Here is a 17,235-nt window from a genome sequence, read left to right on the forward strand (position 1 = left end):
GGCGACGTCCTACTGGTACCTGTTCCTCGAGGACCAGCCGGAGAAGGTGGCCGCAGCCGGGGAGCCGGCCGAGCGCGCCTGTCGCTCGCAGTCGAGATGGGCGCGGATCACCGCGGCGATCCGCCGTCGCTCCTCGGCCCGCTCGCGGAGCAGCCCCGCCAGGACGGGATTCGAGCGGTCCGCCCGCCGATCGAGCGCCGACGCGGCCTCGAGCTGGACGGAGAGCCGCTTGAGGCTCTCGAGCGCCTCCCGTCGGCGTTCGGCCGTCCGCCTCCGTACCGCGATCGCCCGGACCTGGGCGGTGTCGTCGGCCCATCGCGTGCTGGTCATGCCGGCCACTCCTGTCGTCGACCCCGTGCGCAGGTGAAGACGACGTGCGCGGGCCGGGATGACGCGCCGCAGCAGCGCTCCCGCGCCGGGTGGTGGCGGAAAGTTGTTGCCGGGGGCCGCGTCATGCCGGCGCCTCAATGCGTCCGGTGGGTCAGAGACCGCGCATCCGAAGCGCCGCCTGCGTGCGGTCCCGCACCTGCATCTTGGCCAGCACGTGCGACACGTGGTTCTGCACGGTCTTGAGGCTCAGCCCGAGTTCGCGGGCGATGTCCGGGTTGCTGCGCCCATCGGCGACGAGTGCGAGCACCTCGGCCTCGCGCGCGGTGAGGTCGGGCGCGTACCTCGACCGCCCGCCGCGCAGCACCCGATGCGCCGCACCCGCGCCGAACACCGCACCGCCGGCCGCCACGGTGCGGATCGCCGACAGCACCTCCTCCTGGGCGGCGCCCTTGAGCACGTAGCCGCGCGCGCCGACCCGCAGCGCCGCCAGCACGCTGTCGTCGTCGTCGACCATGGTGAGGACCAGCACGGCGGTGTCCGGGTGGGCGGCCGCGATGCGCCGGGTCGCCTCCAGCCCCGGCGTGCCGGGCAGGTTCAGGTCCATGAGGACGACGTCCGGTGGGTGGTCGGCCACCGCGCGCACCGCTGCCGCGCCGTCCCCGACCGAGCCGGTCACCTGGACGTCGGCGACCGTGGCCAGCAGCGCCTCGAGACCGGCGCGGAACAGCGGGTGGTCGTCGACCACGAGCAGCCGGATCACCGCGCGCCCGCCGTCCGGGCGGCGTCCGCGGGCAGCCGGGCGGTGACGTGGGTGCCCGCACCCGGCCGGCCGGTCACCTCCACCCGACCGCCCAGCTCCTCGGCGCGCTCCCGCATGCTGGCCAGCCCCACGCCGCCGTCCCGCGGCGCCGGCGTGCCCGTCCCGTCGTCGGTCACCTGGAGCGCCAGCTCGCCGCCGTCCGCGCGCAGCCGGACGCAGGCCCGGTGCGCGCCGGAGTGCCGCACGACGTTGGTCAGCGCCTCCTGCGCGATGCGGTATGCGGCGACCTCGACCGCGGCAGGCAGCTGCAGCGGGCCCGCGACCTCGACGTCGACGAGCAGGTCGCTGCCGGCGGTGAGCCGGTCGACGAGCTGCTCCAGCGCGCCGGCCAGCCCGAGCTCGTCGAGCGACGGGGGGCGCAGGCCCTCCACGATCCGGCGCACGTCGGACACCGTGCCCTGGATGCCCGAGCGGAGCCGGAGCAGGTCGGCGTCGAGCTCGGGCTCGGGTTCGTCGGTCTGGAGCCGGTTGCGCAGCGCGTCGACGTGCAGGGTCAGCGCGGCCAGCGCCGGGCCGAGGCCGTCGTGCAGGTCGCGGCGCAGCCGCTTGCGCTCCTCCTCCCGGGCCAGCACCTGCCGCTCCTGCGCCGTGCGGACGACGCCCACCAGTGCGGCGGCGTGCACGACGCCGCCGAGCTGGTGCGCGACGTCGGTGAGCAGTGCGCGATCGGGCGCGCGCAGCCGCCCGCCGCTCCACCGGAGGACGCCGACCGGTGTGCCGTAGGCGGTCAGCGGCAGAGCCTCGGTGGCCGCTCCGGCGGTGCCGTGGTGGGCCAGCGTCCGGCCGAGGGAGTCGGTGATCTCCACGGACTCCAGGCCCAGGCCGGTGCCGAGTTCGTCGGCGAGCGTCTGCAGCAGGGCCGGCACGTCCGCCGCGTCCGCCAGCCGCCGGCCCGTGGCCGCGAGCACGTCGGCGGGCTGCGACCACTGGCCGTAGGTGAGCCGGTTCGCCGCCTGCTGCAGCGCGTTGCGCAAGGGCGCGAAGCTGACCGCGACCACGCCGGCCGCCACCCAGGGCAGCCACGGGGCGCCGCGGCTGCGGGTGAAGGCGCCGACCCCGCCGACGACCACCGCGTAGAGGCCGGCGATCAGCACCGAGAGCAGGCCGTAGGTCAGCGACCGGTTCACGGCCAGTTGCACGTCGTAGAGCCGGCGCTGGGTGACCGCGACCGCGATGGCCACCGGCACGGGCAGGGTCGCCAGGGCGAACATCCAGGAGGCGGCCACGTCGGCCAGGCCGAGGGGGAACAACACGACGGGGCAGGCGAAGGCGAGGGCGAACCAGAGCACCCGCTGACGGGCCAGGTCGCCGTCGCGGCGCCAGCGCTGCACGAGCGTGACCACGGCCAGGGCCACCGCGGTGGACGCGGCCAGCAGGCCGACGAAGGCGAGCAGGTCGCTGACCGGCTGCCAGGTGGGAGGCAGGCCGATGGGGTTGTCCATGTCGGGGATGCGCAGGTCGTTCGACGTGGGCGTGAGCAGCGCGGCCAGCGTGAACGCGGCCAGGGCCACCGTGGCGGCCGACCAGGCGGCCCGCCGCACCCGCGGCGTGCCGGCCGGCCGGCCGTCGGGGAACAGGAGCGGCAGGACGAGGACCAGCAGCAGCCAGCCCAGCCCGCGGGTCGCGTCGCCGACGGTGGCGGCGAGCCGGGTGCCGAGGTCGGCGTGGCCGCTGCGCAGCCGCTGGACGGCGACGTCCAGCGCCGCCGACCCGGCACCCCAGACCGCCGCGCCGGCCAGCACGCAGAGCCCGACCCGATGGCCCGGGTGCCGCCATACGATGAGCAGCCCCACTCCCGCATAGGTCCAGATCGCCAGCGCGAGGGCCGCATTGGTGAGGCGGTCGCCCGGCGTGGGCGCCACCACGACGGACACGACGGCGCCGGCGGCACCGAGGAGTGCCGCCGACGCCGCGCCGAGCCTGCCGGTCACGGCCGTCAGGATCGCGCATCCGACGCTGCCGTGGGGGCCTTCCTGATCAGCGCGATGGCGACGCCGATCCACCAGACCATCCAGGCCATGGAGGCGTAGTCGTGCAGCCCGATGCCCGCGCCGGCGACGCCGGCGAACAGCAGCAGACCGACGACGATGCCGCCGATCCCCGTCCACCGCGGGGAGAAGCGGTCGCTCATGGCCGCGATGCCGAGGGCGACCGCCTGCAGGCCGAGGACCAGCAGACTCAGGAAGAAGGCGAAGCTGCGGATGTCGGTGACCATCACCGCGGTCGCCACGTCGGCACCGCGATGGGCGTCGTAGAGCGCGGCCGCACCGGCGGGCATGCCGGTGGCCAGCGTGATCGCCACATAGCAGACGCCGGCGATCAGCGACGTCGATGCAGCCCACCTGCCGACGGCGGTGCGGGTGCCGACGGCGTGCGCGAGGAACGCCAGTGCCGGCAGCAGTAGCACGAACGCGAACGACTCGACGTAGCCGCCGGCCATGCTGCGCGCCAGGCTGCCCCCGGCGAGGCTGTGCCGGGCGGTCGCGGCGCTGTCGCCGAGGGAGAAGGAGCGCTCCTGGCTGAAGCCGGCGAACAGCAGGACGACATGGGCGATGGCCAGGCCGCCGGCAACGCGCCAGAGGGCGGGGGAGTGGACGGTCGCCCGCGGCGGGGCGTCGAACGCGACCTGGGACATGGCTTCCTCCGGACGGGATGTGCGTGCAGGAGGAGCGTCGAACGCGCGGACCGGCGGAGCATCGGGCGCCGTCCCGGGACGGCCGGGAAGAACTCCCGGCCCTGCCGACCCGGGCCGAACGGGCCGGAACGCGGGGTCGAACGGCGATGGTCCACCGGCGACGGGCGGGCCAGCGTTGGGCACGTTCCTTCCGAGCTCCAGGAGGCACCATGATCCCCGCCAAGCAGGCCGCGCAGGAGTTCCTCAGCCACAAGCGGATCGCCGTCACCGGCGTCTCCCGCTCGCCGAAGGACCACGGCGCGAACGTGGTCTACAAGCGGCTGAAGGAGCGCGGCTACACCGTCTTCGCCGTCAACCCCAACGCGGACGAGGTCGAGGGCGACCCCTGCTACCGCGACCTCGCCTCGGTGCCCGCTCCGATCGAGGGCGTCGTGATCGGGACCAGCCCGGCGAACGCGGAGGCGACCATGCGGCAGGCGGTCGCCCTGCACATCGACCGCGTCTGGATGCACCGCGGCCCGGGCGCCGGCAGCGTCTCCGAGGCGGCCACTCGGTACGGCCGCGAGCACGGCGTCGAGGTGATCGACGGCGGCTGCCCGTGCATGTTCGACCCCACCGCCGACACCGGGCACAAGGTCATGCACTTCTTCGGGGTCGGGCACATGCCGCGCCAGGTCGAGGAACCACACCCCTCGAGCAGCTGAGTCCTCCCGTCCGCGCCCTCGAACCCCTATTCTCACCGCCGGTCGACCGACGGACGGGACGGAGCGCAGGGCATGGGCGGGCGCCGATGGGTGCAGGCGGTGGTCCGCGGGGTCGCCGCGGCGGTTCTCGGTGGGGTCCTCGGGGCGGTACTCACGCGCGGGCTGATGCGGCTGGTCATCCTCGTCGCCGACGGCTTCCACCGGTTCACCTGGACCGGGCTGGCCTTCATCGCGCTGTTCTACGTCGTGTTCCTGACCCCCGGTGCCGTCGCCGTGGCGGCGAGCTCGGCCCGCTGGGCGAAGGGCCTCCTGGTCCTGGGCGCGGTCGCGATCCCGGTGCAGGCCAGCGGCATCGCGCAGACCGACCTCGAGGCATCGGGACCGTTCAGCGCGCAGCAGTGGGCGCTGTTCGTCCCGATCTTCCTGGCCATGGCCGGCGTGTACGCGCTCCAGGGCGCGCTCGTGTACCGGGTGGCGGGGTCAGGACGGCGTGATCGAGAGGGTGAGGCGGCGGCGTCCCTCGTCGGAGCGGGCGGTGGCGAGGCGTTCGGCTGACGGGGTGCCGTAGTCGGTGGTCCGCTGCCGGGCCGGGCGGCCGATGGCGGCGGCCATGGCCTCCAGTTCGGCGATGGTCTTCAGCGACCCGTTCTCGCTGCCGGCCATCCGGCTGATCGTCTCCTCCATCAGCGTGCCGCCTAGGTCGTTCGCGCCGCCCCGCAGCACCGCCTTGGTGCCGGCGTCGGCGAGCTTGACCCAGGAGGTCTGGATGTTGTCGATGCGGCCGTGCAGCAGCAGCCGGGCGACGGCGTGCACCGCCCGGTTCTCCCGCACCGTCGGGCCGGGCCGGGCGACCCCGGCCAGGTAGATCGGGGAGTTGTGGTGCACGAACGGCAGCAGCACGAACTCGGTGAACCCGCCGGTCTCGTCCTGCACCGCGGCCAGGGTGCGCAGGTGCGCGACCCAGTGCGCGGGGGCGTCGACGTGCCCGTACATCATCGTCGACGTGGTCGGGATGCCGACCGTGTGCGCCGTCTTGATGATCTCCAGCCAGGTCGCGGTCGGCAGCTTGCCCTTGGTCAGCACCCAGCGGACGTCGTCGTCGAGGATCTCCGCCGCGGTGCCCGGGATCGAGTCCAGCCCCGCTTCCTTGGCGGCGGTGAGGAAGTCGGTGAACGACAGCCCGGTGCGGGCGGCGCCGTTGACGATCTCCATCGGGGAGAAGGCGTGCAGGTGGATGCCGGGCCGGCGGGCCTTCACCTCCCGCGCCAGGTCGAAGTAGGCGGTGCCCGACAGGTCGGGGTGGATGCCGCCCTGCATGCAGATCTCGGTCGCCCCCGCCGCCCACGCCTCGTCGACCCGGTCACCGACCTGGGTCATGGACAGGGTGTAGGCGTCGGCGTCGGTGCGCCGCTGGGCGAACGCGCAGAACCGGCAGCCGGTGTAGCAGACGTTGGTGAAGTTGATGTTCCGGTTCACCACGTAGGTGACGTCCTCGCCGTTGACGTCGGCGCGGACGGCATCGGCAAGGGCGCAGAGCGCCTCGAGGTCGGTGCCGTCCGCGCCCAGCAGCGCCAGGTACTCCGCGTCGGACAGCCCCGCCGGGTCGGCCTCGGCGTGCCGCAGCGCGGCCAGCACCTCCCGGTCACCGGCCGCGATCGCCGTGGTGTGCCCGTCCCGGGCGGAGACCGTCCGGTCGCGGAGCTCGGACCAGTCGCCGTAGACGGCGTCGAAGTCGCTGCGTCGGTCCGCCGTCCGCCCGACGGTGTCGACCTCCACGTGCAGGTCCACCCGGCCCGTCCCGGCGGCAGCCGTCCACGCCTCGTCCGGCTCCTGCCACGGCCGCCCGACCGGGTGCCGGCCCTCGACGGCGAGACCGTCCGGGCCGGCGAGGGCGTCGACGTGCGGGCGCACCCGCGGGTCCAGCCACGGCTCGGGCTGCAGCACGTACGGCGGCTGGGCCGCGAGGCGCTCGCGGAGGGTGAAGCCGGCCTCGGCGGTCAGCGCCGCGAGCTTGTCGATATTGGGCCAGGGCCGCTCCGGGTTCACGTGGTCCGGCGTCAGGGGCGACACCCCGCCCCAGTCGTCGACCCCGGCGCGCAGCAGCAGCGCGAGCTCGGTGGAGTCCGACAGGTTGGGCGGTGCCTGCACCCGCGCCTTGGGTCCGAGCAGCAGCCGGGTCACCGCGACGGCGGCCACGTACTCCTGCAGCTCCAGGTCGTCGTGCGCGGCCATCGCCGTCCGGGGCTTGGCCCGGAAGTTCTGCACGATCACCTCCTGCACGTGCCCGTGCCGCTGCGCCGACGCCCGGATCGCGCCGATCGCGTCGACCCGCTCGGCGTAGTCCTCCCCGATCCCGAGCAGCACGCCGGTGGTGAACGGGACGGCGGAGCGGCCGGCGTCCTCCAGCACCCGCAGCCGGACGGCGGGCTCCTTGTCCGGCGAGCCGAAGTGCGGGCCGCCCGGGGTCGACCACAGCCGGGTCGCGGTGGTCTCCAGCATCATGCCCATCGAGGCGGAGACGGGCTTGAGCCGCTGGATCTCCTCCCAGCTGAGCACGCCGGGGTTGAGGTGGGGGAGCAGCCCGGTCTCCTCCAGCACCCGGATCGCCATCGCGCGCAGGTAGCCCAGGGTGGAGTCGAAGCCGTGCGCCTCCAGCCACTGCGCCGCGACCGGCCAGCGGTCCTCGGGGCGGTCGCCGAGGGTGAACAGGGCCTCCTTGCAGCCCATCGCCGCCCCGGCCCGCGCGACGTCGAGGACCTCGTCAGGGGAGAGGAACGGCGCCCTGCCCTGCGCGCGCAGCTGCCCCGGCGTCGTGACGAACGTGCAGTAGTGGCAGCGGTCGCGGCACAGGTGCGTGAGCGGGATGAACACCTTGCGGCTGTAGGTCACCACCCCCGCCCGCCCGGCCGACGCGAGCCCGGCGTCGCGCACCCGGCCGGCCGCCGCCAGCAACCGGTCCAACGGCTCACCCTCGCCCAGCCCGCGGGCGTGCAGCAGGGTCTCGGCTTCCGTGGCGTCCAGCGTCACACCGCGCTCGGCGCGGGTGACCGCGCGCGAGACGGCGGAGGCCGACGGCGTTGCAGACTGGGTCATCGTGCTGCTGACGCTACCCGTGGCTCCTCACAGGTCGCGGCGGGAGAACGCCAGCGCGGCCAGACCGCCCACCATGGCCACCCACACCGCGGCCCAGACGAGGTAGGCCGCGGTCAGCGGCGCCTCGCTGAGGAACGGGAAGCCCTGCAGCTCCCGGCCGAACGACAGCAGCGCCGACGGGTCCTGCAGGGCGTGCATCGCGCCGCGCCAGAGCCCGTCGGTGGGCACGATCATCCGCGACACGGTGCCGACCCGCTCGACGCCCTCGTTGCCCAGCGCCTGACCGATCCCGCCGACGACGCCGGCCACCCAGGTCGCCCCGAACAGCCCGACCGCGACCACCCCGGACGCCATCGGCGACACGGCGGTCGACAGCAGCAGCGCCAGGGTCAGCAGCACGACCGTCTGCGCGGCGAGCAGGACGAGCGCGCCGATGACGTTCGGCGGCCAGTAGTCCACCGTCAGCTTGACCACGATGCACATCGCCAGGCCGGCCACCACGATGAACCCGCTGCCGAAGACGGCCAGGCCCAGCCACTTGCCCAGCAGCACCACCCAGCGCCGCACCGGCCGCGCCAGCACCGACAGCGCGATGCCCGACTCGACCTCGCCCGACACGGTCGGCCCGGCGAGGAACGCCGTTCCCAGGGCGGCGATCAGGCTCATGCCGAACATGACCAGGTTGAGCAGCTGCGAGGCCACCAGCCGGGCCTGGCCGCTGGTCAGCGTGCCGAAGTCGGTCTCCTCGGCGGCCAGCCGCGAGAACCCCCACGCGCTCAGCGCCAGAAGCGCCACGGTCAACGCGATCAGCGCCCGCAGCACCTTCCGTCTCGAGGCCTCGCGCAGCGTGAGGCCGGCGACGGTGAGGACGACGCGGGCGCTCATGCGGCGTCCTCGTCGTGCCCGGCACGCAGGATGCCGAGCAACCGTTCCTCGAGGCTGATCCGCGCGGGCTCCACGGCGTGGATGCGGACGCCGGCAGCGGCGAGGTCGCGCACGAGGTCGGGCACGGTCGTCCCGTCGTCCTCGGTACCGAGCGCCACCGTGTAGTGGTCGCCCTCGCGGGCCACCCGCCCGGCCGCGGCCAGCCGGGCCTCGACCGCGGCGGTGACGCCGCTCAGGTGCAGCCTCACCTCGTGCTGGCCGAGCAGCTCGGCGAGCGTGCCGGATGCCGCGACCCGGCCGGAGTCGAGGATGACCACGCGGTCGCACACCCGCTCCACCTCGCCGATGAGGTGCGAGTTGAGCAGCACGGCCACGCCGCGCTCGCGCAACGACAGCACGATGTCCCGCACGTCGACCCGGCCGAGGGGGTCCAGGGCGCTGGTCGGCTCGTCGAGGACGACGAACTCCGGCCGGGCGACCAGCGCGACGGCCAGCCCCAGCCGCTGCTGCATGCCCTTGGAGAAGCCGCCGACCCGGTCGCCGGTGCGGGCGCCGAGTCCGACGAGGTCGAGGCAGCCGCGCTGGTCGTCGTCGGAGACCGCCACGCCGGCCAGCCGCACGTGCAGCCGCAGGACCTCCGCCGCGCTGAGCCACGGCTGGTACCGGAAGAGCTCGGGGAGGTAGCCGACCGCGCGGCGGGCCGACACGTCACCGGCCGGCCGGCCGAGCAGCATCACCTCGCCGGCGTCCGGCCGCACCAGCCCGAGCAGCATCTTGATGACCGTCGTCTTGCCCGCGCCGTTCGGGCCGAGCAGTCCCACGACCTCGCCGCGGCCCACGGTCAGCGAGATCTCCTCGACCGCGACCCGCTTCCCGTACCGCTTGCGCAGGCCGGTGCACCAGACGGCGGGGGCCGGGGGCAGGTCGGCCACCAGCTGCGCCGCCGCCCGGACGGCTGCCTCGTCCGGGACGGCGAGCGTCGGTTCGGCCATCGTCAGCGCAGGTTCCGGGCGATGGCGAGCACCTCGTCGTCGCCCAGGACGCCGGCGACCGCGGTGAGCACGCCCTTGTCGACCCAGACGACCGCGGCGATCCCCTGGTCCCGCGTGACGAGCACGGTCGCGGCATGACCGTTCACGTCGGCGGTCGAGCTGCTCACCTGGTCGGCGGGCACGGGCAGCGGCAGCGTCGTCCCGTCGCCGGTGAAGCTGCGCAGCTGCGAGGCGAGCCGCGGGGACATGCCGGGCAGCGAGAGGAGGTAGTCGCGCAGGGTCGTGAAGGGCACGCCGTTGGAGAAGGCCGTCGGGGCGACCGCGCGCCCGACCACGAGCGTCGGCATGCCGCTCGACTGGCCCCAGACCTCCGCCACACCCGGGCCGGCCACCAGCCGCACGCTGCTGCCGTCGAGGCCCGCGGGCAGGGGGGGCAGCGGCTGGCCCTTCGCGGCGGCGGCCGCGGCCGCCTTCTCCGCGGAGAACGTGAAGACGCCGCTCAGCTCGCCGACCACCTGGTAGGTGGGGTTCCCGCTGACACCGGCCGGCAGCTGCACCACCTCGGGCACGGCGAGACCGGTGAACGCCGCTGCGGTCGTCGCGTCGGCGACCTGGTGCGGATTGCCCTCGCCCGTGACCTTCACGTCGCCGAAGGCGCTCAGGTCGGGCAGGGCGACCAGGTCGTCGGTCTGGATGCTGACCGTCGCCACCTTCTCGGTGTGGAAGATCGGCAGCCAGTCGTTCGCCGCGGCGACCCCGGCTCCGGCGAGCACGAGGCCCACCGCGAGGGCTGCTGCGGCCGGGCGGCGCAGCAGCGCGGCACGACGGCGGGTCCGCGGAGCCGGTGCCCGCGCCGGACTCTGGGCGGCCAGACCGCTGGAGAGCCGGGCCCAGGCCGTGTTCACGTCCGGCTCGCCGGCGCGGTCGGCCCGCAGTGCGGTCGCGATGCTCGTCGCGTCCTCACGGGCGGCGGCGAGGCCCACCAGGCACACCGGGCAGTCGCGGACGTGCTCGCGGTCGGCGTCGGCGACACCGGCGGGCTCGTCGAGCAGCCGGCGCAGCACGCCCTCAGTCGGATGACGCATGACGGATCAGCTCCTTGCGCAGTGCGGATTCGGCGCGGCGGACGGTGGTGCCGACGCTGCCGGGGGAGATGTCGAGTGCGGCCGCGACGTCGGCGTAGCTCAGGCCGCTGTGCCGCAGCACCAGGGCCACGGCCTGCTTGCGCGGCAGGCGGGCGAGACCCGCCCGCACGATGGCGCGCTCCTCGCCGGAGACGACCGCCTCGGCGACGTCGGGGACGACGGTGTCGCCTCCGGCCGCCTGCTCGCGCAGCGCCCGCCGCTTGCCGGAGCGGATCAGGTTCAGCGCGGTGTGTGCCGCGGCGACCGACAGCCACCCGCGGGCCTCACCGGCCGGCACCGGCGACCGCCAGAAGGAGAGGAAGACGTCCTGGGCGACGTCCTCGGCCAGGTCGCGGGAGCCAAGCACCCGCGCCGCCACGGCGACGACCAGGGGGTAGTTCTCGCGGAAGACCGGCTCCAGGTCCGCGCGGGTACCGGAGCGGGTGGGCGCAGCCGGCACAGCGAAGCCGTCCCCTCTCTCGGCCCGGCTCGGGGCCCGGCCCCGGACCCCGAGGGGTGGCGCGGCGGTGGCCTGGAGCAGTCCACGATGCCCGACGAGGTCCATACCTTCCAAGCACCGCCGCGCCCCGGGATGTGACACGACGGCGGAGAATTCTCAGCGACCTGCGGGGCGGCCGGTCTCGTCGACGTAGCGGCCGCGCAGCCGCAGGAGGGGTGGGGCGACCCGGCTGGCGAGGACGTCGGAGATCTCCAGCAGGGCGAGCACGTGGTCGCCGGCCTCGATCACCCGGTCGAGACGGCAGTCGAGGGCGGCCAGGCCGCCGTCGAGGACGATCGCGTCGCTGGCCGGGGCCCGCGTCCAGGGCACGGCCTCCAGCAGGTGCCGTGCGCTGGGCCGGCCCGCCGAGGAGAAGCGGCTGGCGACGATGGCGTGCTCGGCGGCCAGCACGGTCAGCCCGCAGCGGCCGACCTCCTGCAGCACCTCGGCCGGGTAGCCCTCCGTGGTCAGCCCGACGGCGACCAGCGGGGGCGACGCCGAGACGCTCATGACCGACGTGACCGTCGTCCCGACGTCGTCGATGCCGTCCCGCACGGTCAGCAGGCAGACTCCGCTGGCGTATTGGCCGAGGGCGGCGGCGAACTCGGCGGGATCGACCGGCATGGCGGCCAGTCGACCACACTGGCCCGGTGGATCTCACCTATGACGTCATTGTTCTCGGTGCGGGCTCGACCGGCGAGAACGTCGCCGACATCGCCGTCCGGGGCGGCCTGACCGCCGTGCTCGTGGAGAGCGAGCTCGTCGGAGGGGAGTGCTCCTACTGGGCCTGCATGCCCAGCAAGGCGCTGCTGCGCGGCACCGAGGTGCTCGAGGAGGCGCGCGCCGTCGACGGCGCGAAGCAGGCGGTGACCGGGGAGCAGGACGTCGCCGCGACGCTGGCCCGGCGCGACTCCTTCGCGTCGCACTGGGACGACGCGGGTCAGGTCGAGTGGGTGCACGGCGCCGGCATCGAGCTGATCCGGGGCGCCGGCCGGCTGACCGGCGAGCGGACCGTCGTCGTGGACACCGAGGGCGGCGAGGTGCGGCTGACCGCCCGGCACGCGGTCGCGGTGTGCACCGGGTCGGAGGCGGCGATCCCCCCGGTGACGGGCCTGGACACCGTCGGCGCGTGGACGCCCCGGGACGCCACCAGCGCCAAGGAGCCGCCCGGGCGGTTGCTCGTCCTCGGCGGCGGCTACGTCGGCTGCGAGATGGCGACCGCCTGGTCGGCGCTGGGCTCGCAGGTGACGCTGTTCCAGCGCGGCGAGCGGCTGCTCGAGGAACTGGAGCCGGCCGCCGCCGACGCGGTCACCGCGTCCCTGCGCGCACGCGGGGTCGACGTGCGGCTGAACTGCGAGATCACCGCCGCGCGGCGCGACGGTGCCGACATCGTGGCCACCACGTCGGCCGGTGATCTCGTCGGTGACGAACTGCTGGTGGCGGTCGGCCGCCGGGCGCGCACCCGCGATCTCGGCCTGGAGACCGTCGGCCTGGAACCGGGCGCCTACCTCGAGGTCGACGACACGTTGCAGGTGCGGGGCGTGCCCTGGCTGTACGGGGTCGGTGACATCAACGGCCGGCGCCAGCTGACGCACATGGGCAAGTACCAGGCTCGCCAGGCGGGCGCGGCCATCGTGGCCCGCGCGACGGGGGAGGACGTCGACACCGCCGACTGGTCGCCGTTCGTGGCGACCGCCGACGAGTACGCGACGCCCTCGGTGGTGTTCACCATCCCGCAGGTCGCGAGCGTGGGGCGCACCGCGGCCGAGGCGGAGGAGGCCGGGCTGCCGCACCGCGTGGTGCAGATCCCCCTGTCGGTCGCGGGCTCGTCGCTGTTCGCCGACGACTACGACGGCACGGCGATCATGGTCGTCGACAGCGAGCGCGAGGTGCTGGTCGGCGCCACCTTCGTCGGCCCGGCCGTCGCCGAGCTGCTGCAGGCGGCGACCATCGCCGTCGTCGGCGAGGTGCCGATCCGCCGGCTCTGGCACGCCGTCCCGGCCTATCCGACGGTCAGCGAGATCTGGCTGCGGCTGCTCGAGGCCTATCGGGGCTGAGTCAGGGGAGCGGGAACGGGGCGTCGTCCGGCACCGGGAGATCGCCCGCCGTCGTCGCGGTGACCTCCATGGTGCGGAACTGCGCCACGCCCCCGAACAGCGAGAGGAATGCCGTGTCGGCGGCGTCGCGGCCGGAGCAGATGCGCACCAGCGACCGGGTCGGCGCCAGCCGGGTCGCGTCGACGACGCACCACGTCCCGTCGACGTCGGCCTCGACGACCGCGTGGAAGTCCATCGGCGAGAGCCCCGGCGCGTAGACCGCCACCAGCCGGGCGGGGATGTCCAGGGCCCGGAGCAGCGTGATCGTGAGGTGCGCGTAGTCACGGCACACGCCCTGCCCGGCCAGCAGGGTGTCGACGGCGGTGTCGACCGGCCGGCTCGACCCGGACGTGTAGACCAGCCGCCGGTGCACCCAGTCGGCGACCGCGGGCACCAGCTCGGCGGGCGGCCGGCTCCGGTCGAACTCGGTGGTGGCGAAGCCCTCGAGCTGGTCCGACGGGCAGTACCGGCTCGGCCGCAGCGCGGTGGCCCACTCGGCGGGTGTGACCGGCCGCGCCGGGCCGCCGTCCTCCACCGACGCGGTGTAGGTGACCGTGGTGTCGCCGGGGTTCAGCCGGAGTCGGTGCACCCGCGCGCCGTCCGCCTCGAACTCCTCGGGCTCGACCGGCTCACCGCCCGACAGCACGATCAGCTGCTCGGCCGCCGGCTCCGCGACCGCGACCTGCAGCAGCGCCGTCGCCGCCGCCGGGGACCAGACGGTCAGCGTGGCGGCGACGTCGATGCGCATCCCCACATCCTGGCCCGGACCTGCGCGTTCGGCCTGCCGGTGAGGTCGTTCAGTCCTCGTCGGCGAGGTCGTCGAACAGCTCGCCGGTCGCGTCGGTCATCGCGAGCTCGGCCGCCAAAGGCCCGGTCTCGTAGTCGCCGTTCGCGAGCAGCTCGGGGTCGACGGAGCGCTGCACCTCGAGCTGCTGGGGCGGCAGCGGGTCGTCCATCAGCTCGCCGGCGACGATCTCGGCGGGGGCGTCGAGCAGCTCGCCCATGAGCACCTCGGCCTGGCTGGGCAGCGGTGCGGGCCGGCCGAACGCGTAGCCCTGGGCCATGGCGCAGCCGTGGTCGAGCAGCCACGCCGCCTGGTCGAGGTCCTCGATGCCCTCGGCGATCACCTGCAGGCCCATGCCGCGGCCGAGCTGCAGCAGGCCCTGGACGAGGGCGGCGGTGGCGGGCTCGGTGACGACGTCGGCGACGAACGAGCGGTCGATCTTGACCGTGTGGATCGGCAGCCGGTGCAGGGCGGTGATGGCCGAGTAGCCGGTGCCGAAGTCGTCCAGCGCCAGCGTGACGCCGGCGTCGGTGACCACGGCGACCGAGTGCAGGGTGGCCTCGGCGGCGAACAGCGCCGTCGACTCGGTGATCTCCAGCTCGAGGCGGTGCGGCGGGAGGCCGGACTCCTCGAGCGCCGCCGCGACCAGCTCGGAGAACCCGTCCTCGGCGAGGTGCCGCGCGGAGACGTTGACGTGCACGCGGAGATCGTCGGGCCAGCCCGCGGCGTCCGTGCAGGCACGGCGGAGCACCCAGGCGCCCAGCTTGGAGGTGAGCCGGTTGTTCTCCGCGGCGTCAAGGAAGGCCGCGGGTGGGAGCAGCCCGCGGACGGGGTGCTGCCAGCGGACGAGGGCCTCGTAGCCGAGCAGGGTCTCGTCGCTCAGGTGCACGATCGGCTGGTAGAAGAGCCGCAGTTCCTCGTTGTCCAGCGCGTGCCGGAGTTCGGCCTCCAGCTGTAAGGCATCCACGTCGCCGTGCGCGAGGGCGCCCTCGTGCACCTCGATACGGGCACGGCTGCCGTCGGCCTTGGCCTTGGTGAGCGCGCTCTGGGCCTGGCGCAGCAGGTCGTCGGGGGAGGTGTCGGAGCCGAGGGTCAGCCCCACGCTCGCCGACAGGTTGATCTCGCGGTCCTCGATCAGGAAGGGCTCGTCGAGGACGCTGAGCAGCCGGTCGGCGAGTGCGCGCAGGCCGTCGAGGTCCTCGACGTCCTCGGCGACGACGAGGAACTCGTCGGCCCCGAGCCGGACGGCCGTGTCCTCGACGCGGGTGCTCCACCGCAGCCGGTCGGCCACCTGGCTGAGCAGCAGGTCGCCCGCCTCGTGTCCGAGGGCCTCGTTGACGGCCTTGAACCGGTCGATGTTCAGGTGCACCAGGCCGACCTGCAGCCCCCGGCGGCGGGACAGGGCCACGGCGTGCCGCAGCCGGTCGGTCAGCGCGCGGCGGTTGGGCAGCCCGGTGAGCGGGTCGGTGAACGCGCGGCGCACCAGGTCGTCCTCGGCCCGGCGCCGGTCGGTGACGTCGACCAGCGACAGGACGACGAACTGGGGCTCGCCGTTGTTGTGCCGGACGACCTCGTGCGACTGGACGACCCACAGCTCGGTGCTGTCCGAGCGACGCAGCCGCCGCTCCCCGTCGAGCAGCAGGTTCGGGTCGAGGCGCTCGCCGGAGACGTCCAGACCCAGGTCGCCCACCGGCGGCTCGTCGGGGTGGGCGAGCAGGTCGACGTGCCGGCCCGCGAGCTCCTCCGCCGTGCGCCCGGTGAGCGCGCACATCATCGGGTTCGCGACCAGGACGTGGCCGTCGACGTCGACGAGCGCCTTCGGGATCGGGGCGGACAGGAACAGCGCCTGGAACAGCTGGCCGCGGTCGGCCAGGAGGGTGTCGATGGCCCGCATGCGCTGCCCGGCGGGGGCGCCGTGTGTACCGTCGGCGGACCGCGGCACCTCGGAGGCAGGAAGGCTCACCCGCACAGGGTCACGCATCCCAGCGGCAAAGTGACGGAACCTGACCACGGAGAGTCGTGATCGTGCCATCACAGTCGGTGAGGTAACCGGCGTCGTCCGGCGTCTTGTGCCAAGCCGTCCGGACGGCTCCGTCACATCTGCCCATCCGCTCGGCCGTGAGCGGCGAGGTGCGGGAACAGGGAACGCCGTCCGCGCGCTCGGAGAGGCATGAGTGCCGTGGAGAAGCGGATCGGGTTCCTGTCGTTCGGGCATTGGCAGCCCATTCCGGGTTCGCAGGTGCGCACCGGCCGGGATGCGCTGGTGCAGAGCGTCGAGCTCGCGGTCGCCGCCGAGCAACTGGGCGTCGACGGCGCCTACGTGCGGGTGCACCACTTCGCGCGGCAGCTCGCCTCGCCGTTCCCGCTGCTCGCCGCGATCGCCGTCCGCACCCGCCGCATCGAGATCGGCACCGGCGTCATCGACATGCGCTACGAGAACCCGCTCTACATGGCCGAGGAGGCCGCGGCGGCGGACCTGCTCAGCGACGGCCGGCTGCAGCTGGGCGTCAGCCGGGGGTCACCGGAGACGGCGCTGCGCGGCTCCGAGGCGTTCGGGTACGCGCCGCCGGAGGGTGTGAGCGACGCCGACCTCGCGCGCGACAAGACCGCGCTGTTCCTCGCCGCTCTGCGAGGCCAGACCGTGGTCGATGCCGACCCGCGGATGACCGGCGGCGCGACCGGACGGCTGGCGATCCAGCCGCAGTCACCGGGTCTGGCCGACCGGATCTGGTGGGGGTCGGGCACGCGCGCGACGGCCGAGTGGACGGCGCAGCAGGGGATGAACCTGATGAGCTCGACGCTGCTCGTCGAGGACACCGGGGTGCCGTTCGACGAGCTGCAGGCCGAGCAGATCGCCCGGTTCCGGACGGCGTGGGCCGATGCCGGCTGGGACCGTCAGCCTCGCGTGTCGGTGAGCCGCAGCGTGATCCCGGTGGTGTCCGACCTCGATCGGCAGTACTTCGGCGAGCGGTCGGACGAGGACCAGGTCGGCATCCTCGAGGGCGTGCGGGCGCGGTTCGGCAAGAGCTACGTGGGCGAACCGGACGTGCTCGCCGAGGAGCTGGCCAAGGACGCCGCCGTGCGCGAGGCCGACACCCTGCTGATCACCGTGCCGAACATGCTCGGCGTGGAGTACAACGCCCGGCTGCTGGAGAACATCGTCGACCACGTGGCGCCCGCCATCGGCTGGGTGCACCCCGACCAGCGCACGACCTGACACCTGCTACTGGGGTGTTGTGCACGCTCCACGGGTTCTGCAGGACTCCAGGAGCG

General features: G+C 74.3%; 16 protein-coding genes. 4 read left to right on the top strand and 12 right to left on the bottom strand.

Going from position 1 to position 17,235, the window contains the following annotated elements; translation table 11 throughout:
* Positions 1-9 precede the first annotated feature (9 nt).
* The 4 genes from AC2H4J_RS08710 to AC2H4J_RS08725 all read right to left on the bottom strand — a co-directional run bounded on the left by AC2H4J_RS08710 (position 10) and on the right by AC2H4J_RS08725 (position 3,785).
* Positions 10-330: a hypothetical protein gene (locus AC2H4J_RS08710; protein WP_487464471.1), complete on the bottom strand. Its 321-nt coding sequence runs from the start codon at positions 328-330 to the stop codon at positions 10-12.
* 151 nt (positions 331-481) lie between these two features.
* Positions 482-1,090 carry a response regulator gene (locus AC2H4J_RS08715; RefSeq protein WP_487464472.1) on the bottom strand — a complete coding sequence of 203 codons (609 nt, stop codon included), beginning with the start codon at positions 1,088-1,090 and terminating at the stop codon, positions 482-484.
* Positions 1,087-3,081, bottom strand: coding sequence for an ATP-binding protein (locus AC2H4J_RS08720; RefSeq protein WP_487464473.1), 1,995 nt, complete (start codon positions 3,079-3,081; stop codon positions 1,087-1,089). The genes AC2H4J_RS08715 and AC2H4J_RS08720 overlap by 4 nt, the downstream gene beginning before the upstream one ends.
* 5 nt (positions 3,082-3,086) lie before the next feature.
* Positions 3,087-3,785 (bottom strand): DUF4386 family protein, encoded by a 699-nt coding sequence (locus tag AC2H4J_RS08725; RefSeq protein WP_487464474.1) that lies wholly within the window; start codon positions 3,783-3,785, stop codon positions 3,087-3,089.
* Between the two features lie 209 nt (positions 3,786-3,994).
* Here AC2H4J_RS08725 and AC2H4J_RS08730 point away from each other — a divergent pair, with 209 nt between their 5' ends.
* Complete coding sequence (locus tag AC2H4J_RS08730) at positions 3,995-4,489, top strand: CoA-binding protein (RefSeq protein WP_487464475.1); 495 nt, start codon at positions 3,995-3,997, stop codon at positions 4,487-4,489.
* A gap of 72 nt (positions 4,490-4,561) precedes the next feature.
* A complete protein-coding gene (locus AC2H4J_RS08735) occupies positions 4,562-5,044 on the top strand; it encodes a hypothetical protein (protein WP_487464476.1) in 483 nt (160 codons plus the stop codon).
* Here the strand turns inward: AC2H4J_RS08735 and AC2H4J_RS08740 are convergent.
* From AC2H4J_RS08740 to AC2H4J_RS08765, 6 genes are all read right to left on the bottom strand, one after another.
* Entirely contained in the window at positions 4,970-7,582 is a 2,613-nt protein-coding gene (locus tag AC2H4J_RS08740) for a bifunctional FO biosynthesis protein CofGH (RefSeq protein WP_487464477.1), read from the bottom strand. The genes AC2H4J_RS08735 and AC2H4J_RS08740 overlap by 75 nt on opposite strands.
* A 27-nt stretch (positions 7,583-7,609) precedes the next feature.
* Entirely contained in the window at positions 7,610-8,467 is an 858-nt protein-coding gene (locus AC2H4J_RS08745) for an ABC transporter permease (RefSeq protein WP_487464478.1), read from the bottom strand.
* On the bottom strand, positions 8,464-9,459 hold the full coding sequence (locus AC2H4J_RS08750; RefSeq protein WP_487464479.1) for an ABC transporter ATP-binding protein: 996 nt from the start codon (positions 9,457-9,459) through the stop codon (positions 8,464-8,466). The genes AC2H4J_RS08745 and AC2H4J_RS08750 overlap by 4 nt, the downstream gene beginning before the upstream one ends.
* 2 nt (positions 9,460-9,461) lie before the next feature.
* Positions 9,462-10,544 (bottom strand): hypothetical protein, encoded by a 1,083-nt coding sequence (locus AC2H4J_RS08755; protein ID WP_487464480.1) that lies wholly within the window; start codon positions 10,542-10,544, stop codon positions 9,462-9,464.
* On the bottom strand, positions 10,528-11,043 hold the full coding sequence (locus AC2H4J_RS08760) for a sigma-70 family RNA polymerase sigma factor (protein ID WP_487464481.1): 516 nt from the start codon (positions 11,041-11,043) through the stop codon (positions 10,528-10,530). Before AC2H4J_RS08760 ends, AC2H4J_RS08755 begins: the two co-directional genes overlap by 17 nt.
* Before the next feature lie 156 nt (positions 11,044-11,199).
* Positions 11,200-11,706, bottom strand: a complete 507-nt coding sequence (locus AC2H4J_RS08765; protein ID WP_487464482.1) for a flavin reductase family protein — start codon at positions 11,704-11,706, stop codon at positions 11,200-11,202.
* A gap of 26 nt (positions 11,707-11,732) precedes the next feature.
* Here AC2H4J_RS08765 and AC2H4J_RS08770 point away from each other — a divergent pair, with 26 nt between their 5' ends.
* Positions 11,733-13,139: a dihydrolipoyl dehydrogenase family protein gene (locus tag AC2H4J_RS08770; protein WP_487464483.1), complete on the top strand. Its 1,407-nt coding sequence runs from the start codon at positions 11,733-11,735 to the stop codon at positions 13,137-13,139.
* A 1-nt stretch (position 13,140) separates the two neighbouring features.
* Here AC2H4J_RS08770 and AC2H4J_RS08775 read toward each other — a convergent pair whose 3' ends face one another.
* Positions 13,141-13,926: a transglutaminase-like domain-containing protein gene (locus tag AC2H4J_RS08775; RefSeq protein WP_487464484.1), complete on the bottom strand. Its 786-nt coding sequence runs from the start codon at positions 13,924-13,926 to the stop codon at positions 13,141-13,143.
* Between the two features lie 49 nt (positions 13,927-13,975).
* Entirely contained in the window at positions 13,976-15,925 is a 1,950-nt protein-coding gene (locus AC2H4J_RS08780; RefSeq protein ID WP_487464485.1) for a putative bifunctional diguanylate cyclase/phosphodiesterase, read from the bottom strand.
* Positions 15,926-16,132: 207 nt separating this feature from the next.
* Here AC2H4J_RS08780 and AC2H4J_RS08785 point away from each other — a divergent pair, with 207 nt between their 5' ends.
* Entirely contained in the window at positions 16,133-17,179 is a 1,047-nt protein-coding gene (locus AC2H4J_RS08785; protein WP_487464486.1) for an LLM class flavin-dependent oxidoreductase, read from the top strand.
* Positions 17,180-17,235 lie beyond the last annotated feature (56 nt).

The organism is Blastococcus sp. OS1-29 (assembly GCF_057628075.1).

Excerpts from the sequence above, each read along its gene's own strand:
- AC2H4J_RS08710 (WP_487464471.1), bottom strand. The coding sequence starts at position 330 with ATGACCAGCACGCGATGGGCCGACGACACCGCCCAGGTCCGGGCGATC.
- AC2H4J_RS08725 (WP_487464474.1), bottom strand. The coding sequence starts at position 3,785 with ATGTCCCAGGTCGCGTTCGACGCCCCGCCGCGGGCGACCGTCCACTCC.
- AC2H4J_RS08730 (WP_487464475.1), top strand. The coding sequence starts at position 3,995 with ATGATCCCCGCCAAGCAGGCCGCGCAGGAGTTCCTCAGCCACAAGCGG.
- AC2H4J_RS08735 (WP_487464476.1), top strand. The coding sequence starts at position 4,562 with ATGGGCGGGCGCCGATGGGTGCAGGCGGTGGTCCGCGGGGTCGCCGCG.
- AC2H4J_RS08740 (WP_487464477.1), bottom strand. The coding sequence starts at position 7,582 with ATGACCCAGTCTGCAACGCCGTCGGCCTCCGCCGTCTCGCGCGCGGTC.
- AC2H4J_RS08745 (WP_487464478.1), bottom strand. The coding sequence starts at position 8,467 with ATGAGCGCCCGCGTCGTCCTCACCGTCGCCGGCCTCACGCTGCGCGAG.
- AC2H4J_RS08750 (WP_487464479.1), bottom strand. The coding sequence starts at position 9,459 with ATGGCCGAACCGACGCTCGCCGTCCCGGACGAGGCAGCCGTCCGGGCG.
- AC2H4J_RS08755 (WP_487464480.1), bottom strand. The coding sequence starts at position 10,544 with ATGCGTCATCCGACTGAGGGCGTGCTGCGCCGGCTGCTCGACGAGCCC.
- AC2H4J_RS08765 (WP_487464482.1), bottom strand. The coding sequence starts at position 11,706 with ATGCCGGTCGATCCCGCCGAGTTCGCCGCCGCCCTCGGCCAATACGCC.
- AC2H4J_RS08775 (WP_487464484.1), bottom strand. The coding sequence starts at position 13,926 with ATGCGCATCGACGTCGCCGCCACGCTGACCGTCTGGTCCCCGGCGGCG.
- AC2H4J_RS08785 (WP_487464486.1), top strand. The coding sequence starts at position 16,133 with ATGAGTGCCGTGGAGAAGCGGATCGGGTTCCTGTCGTTCGGGCATTGG.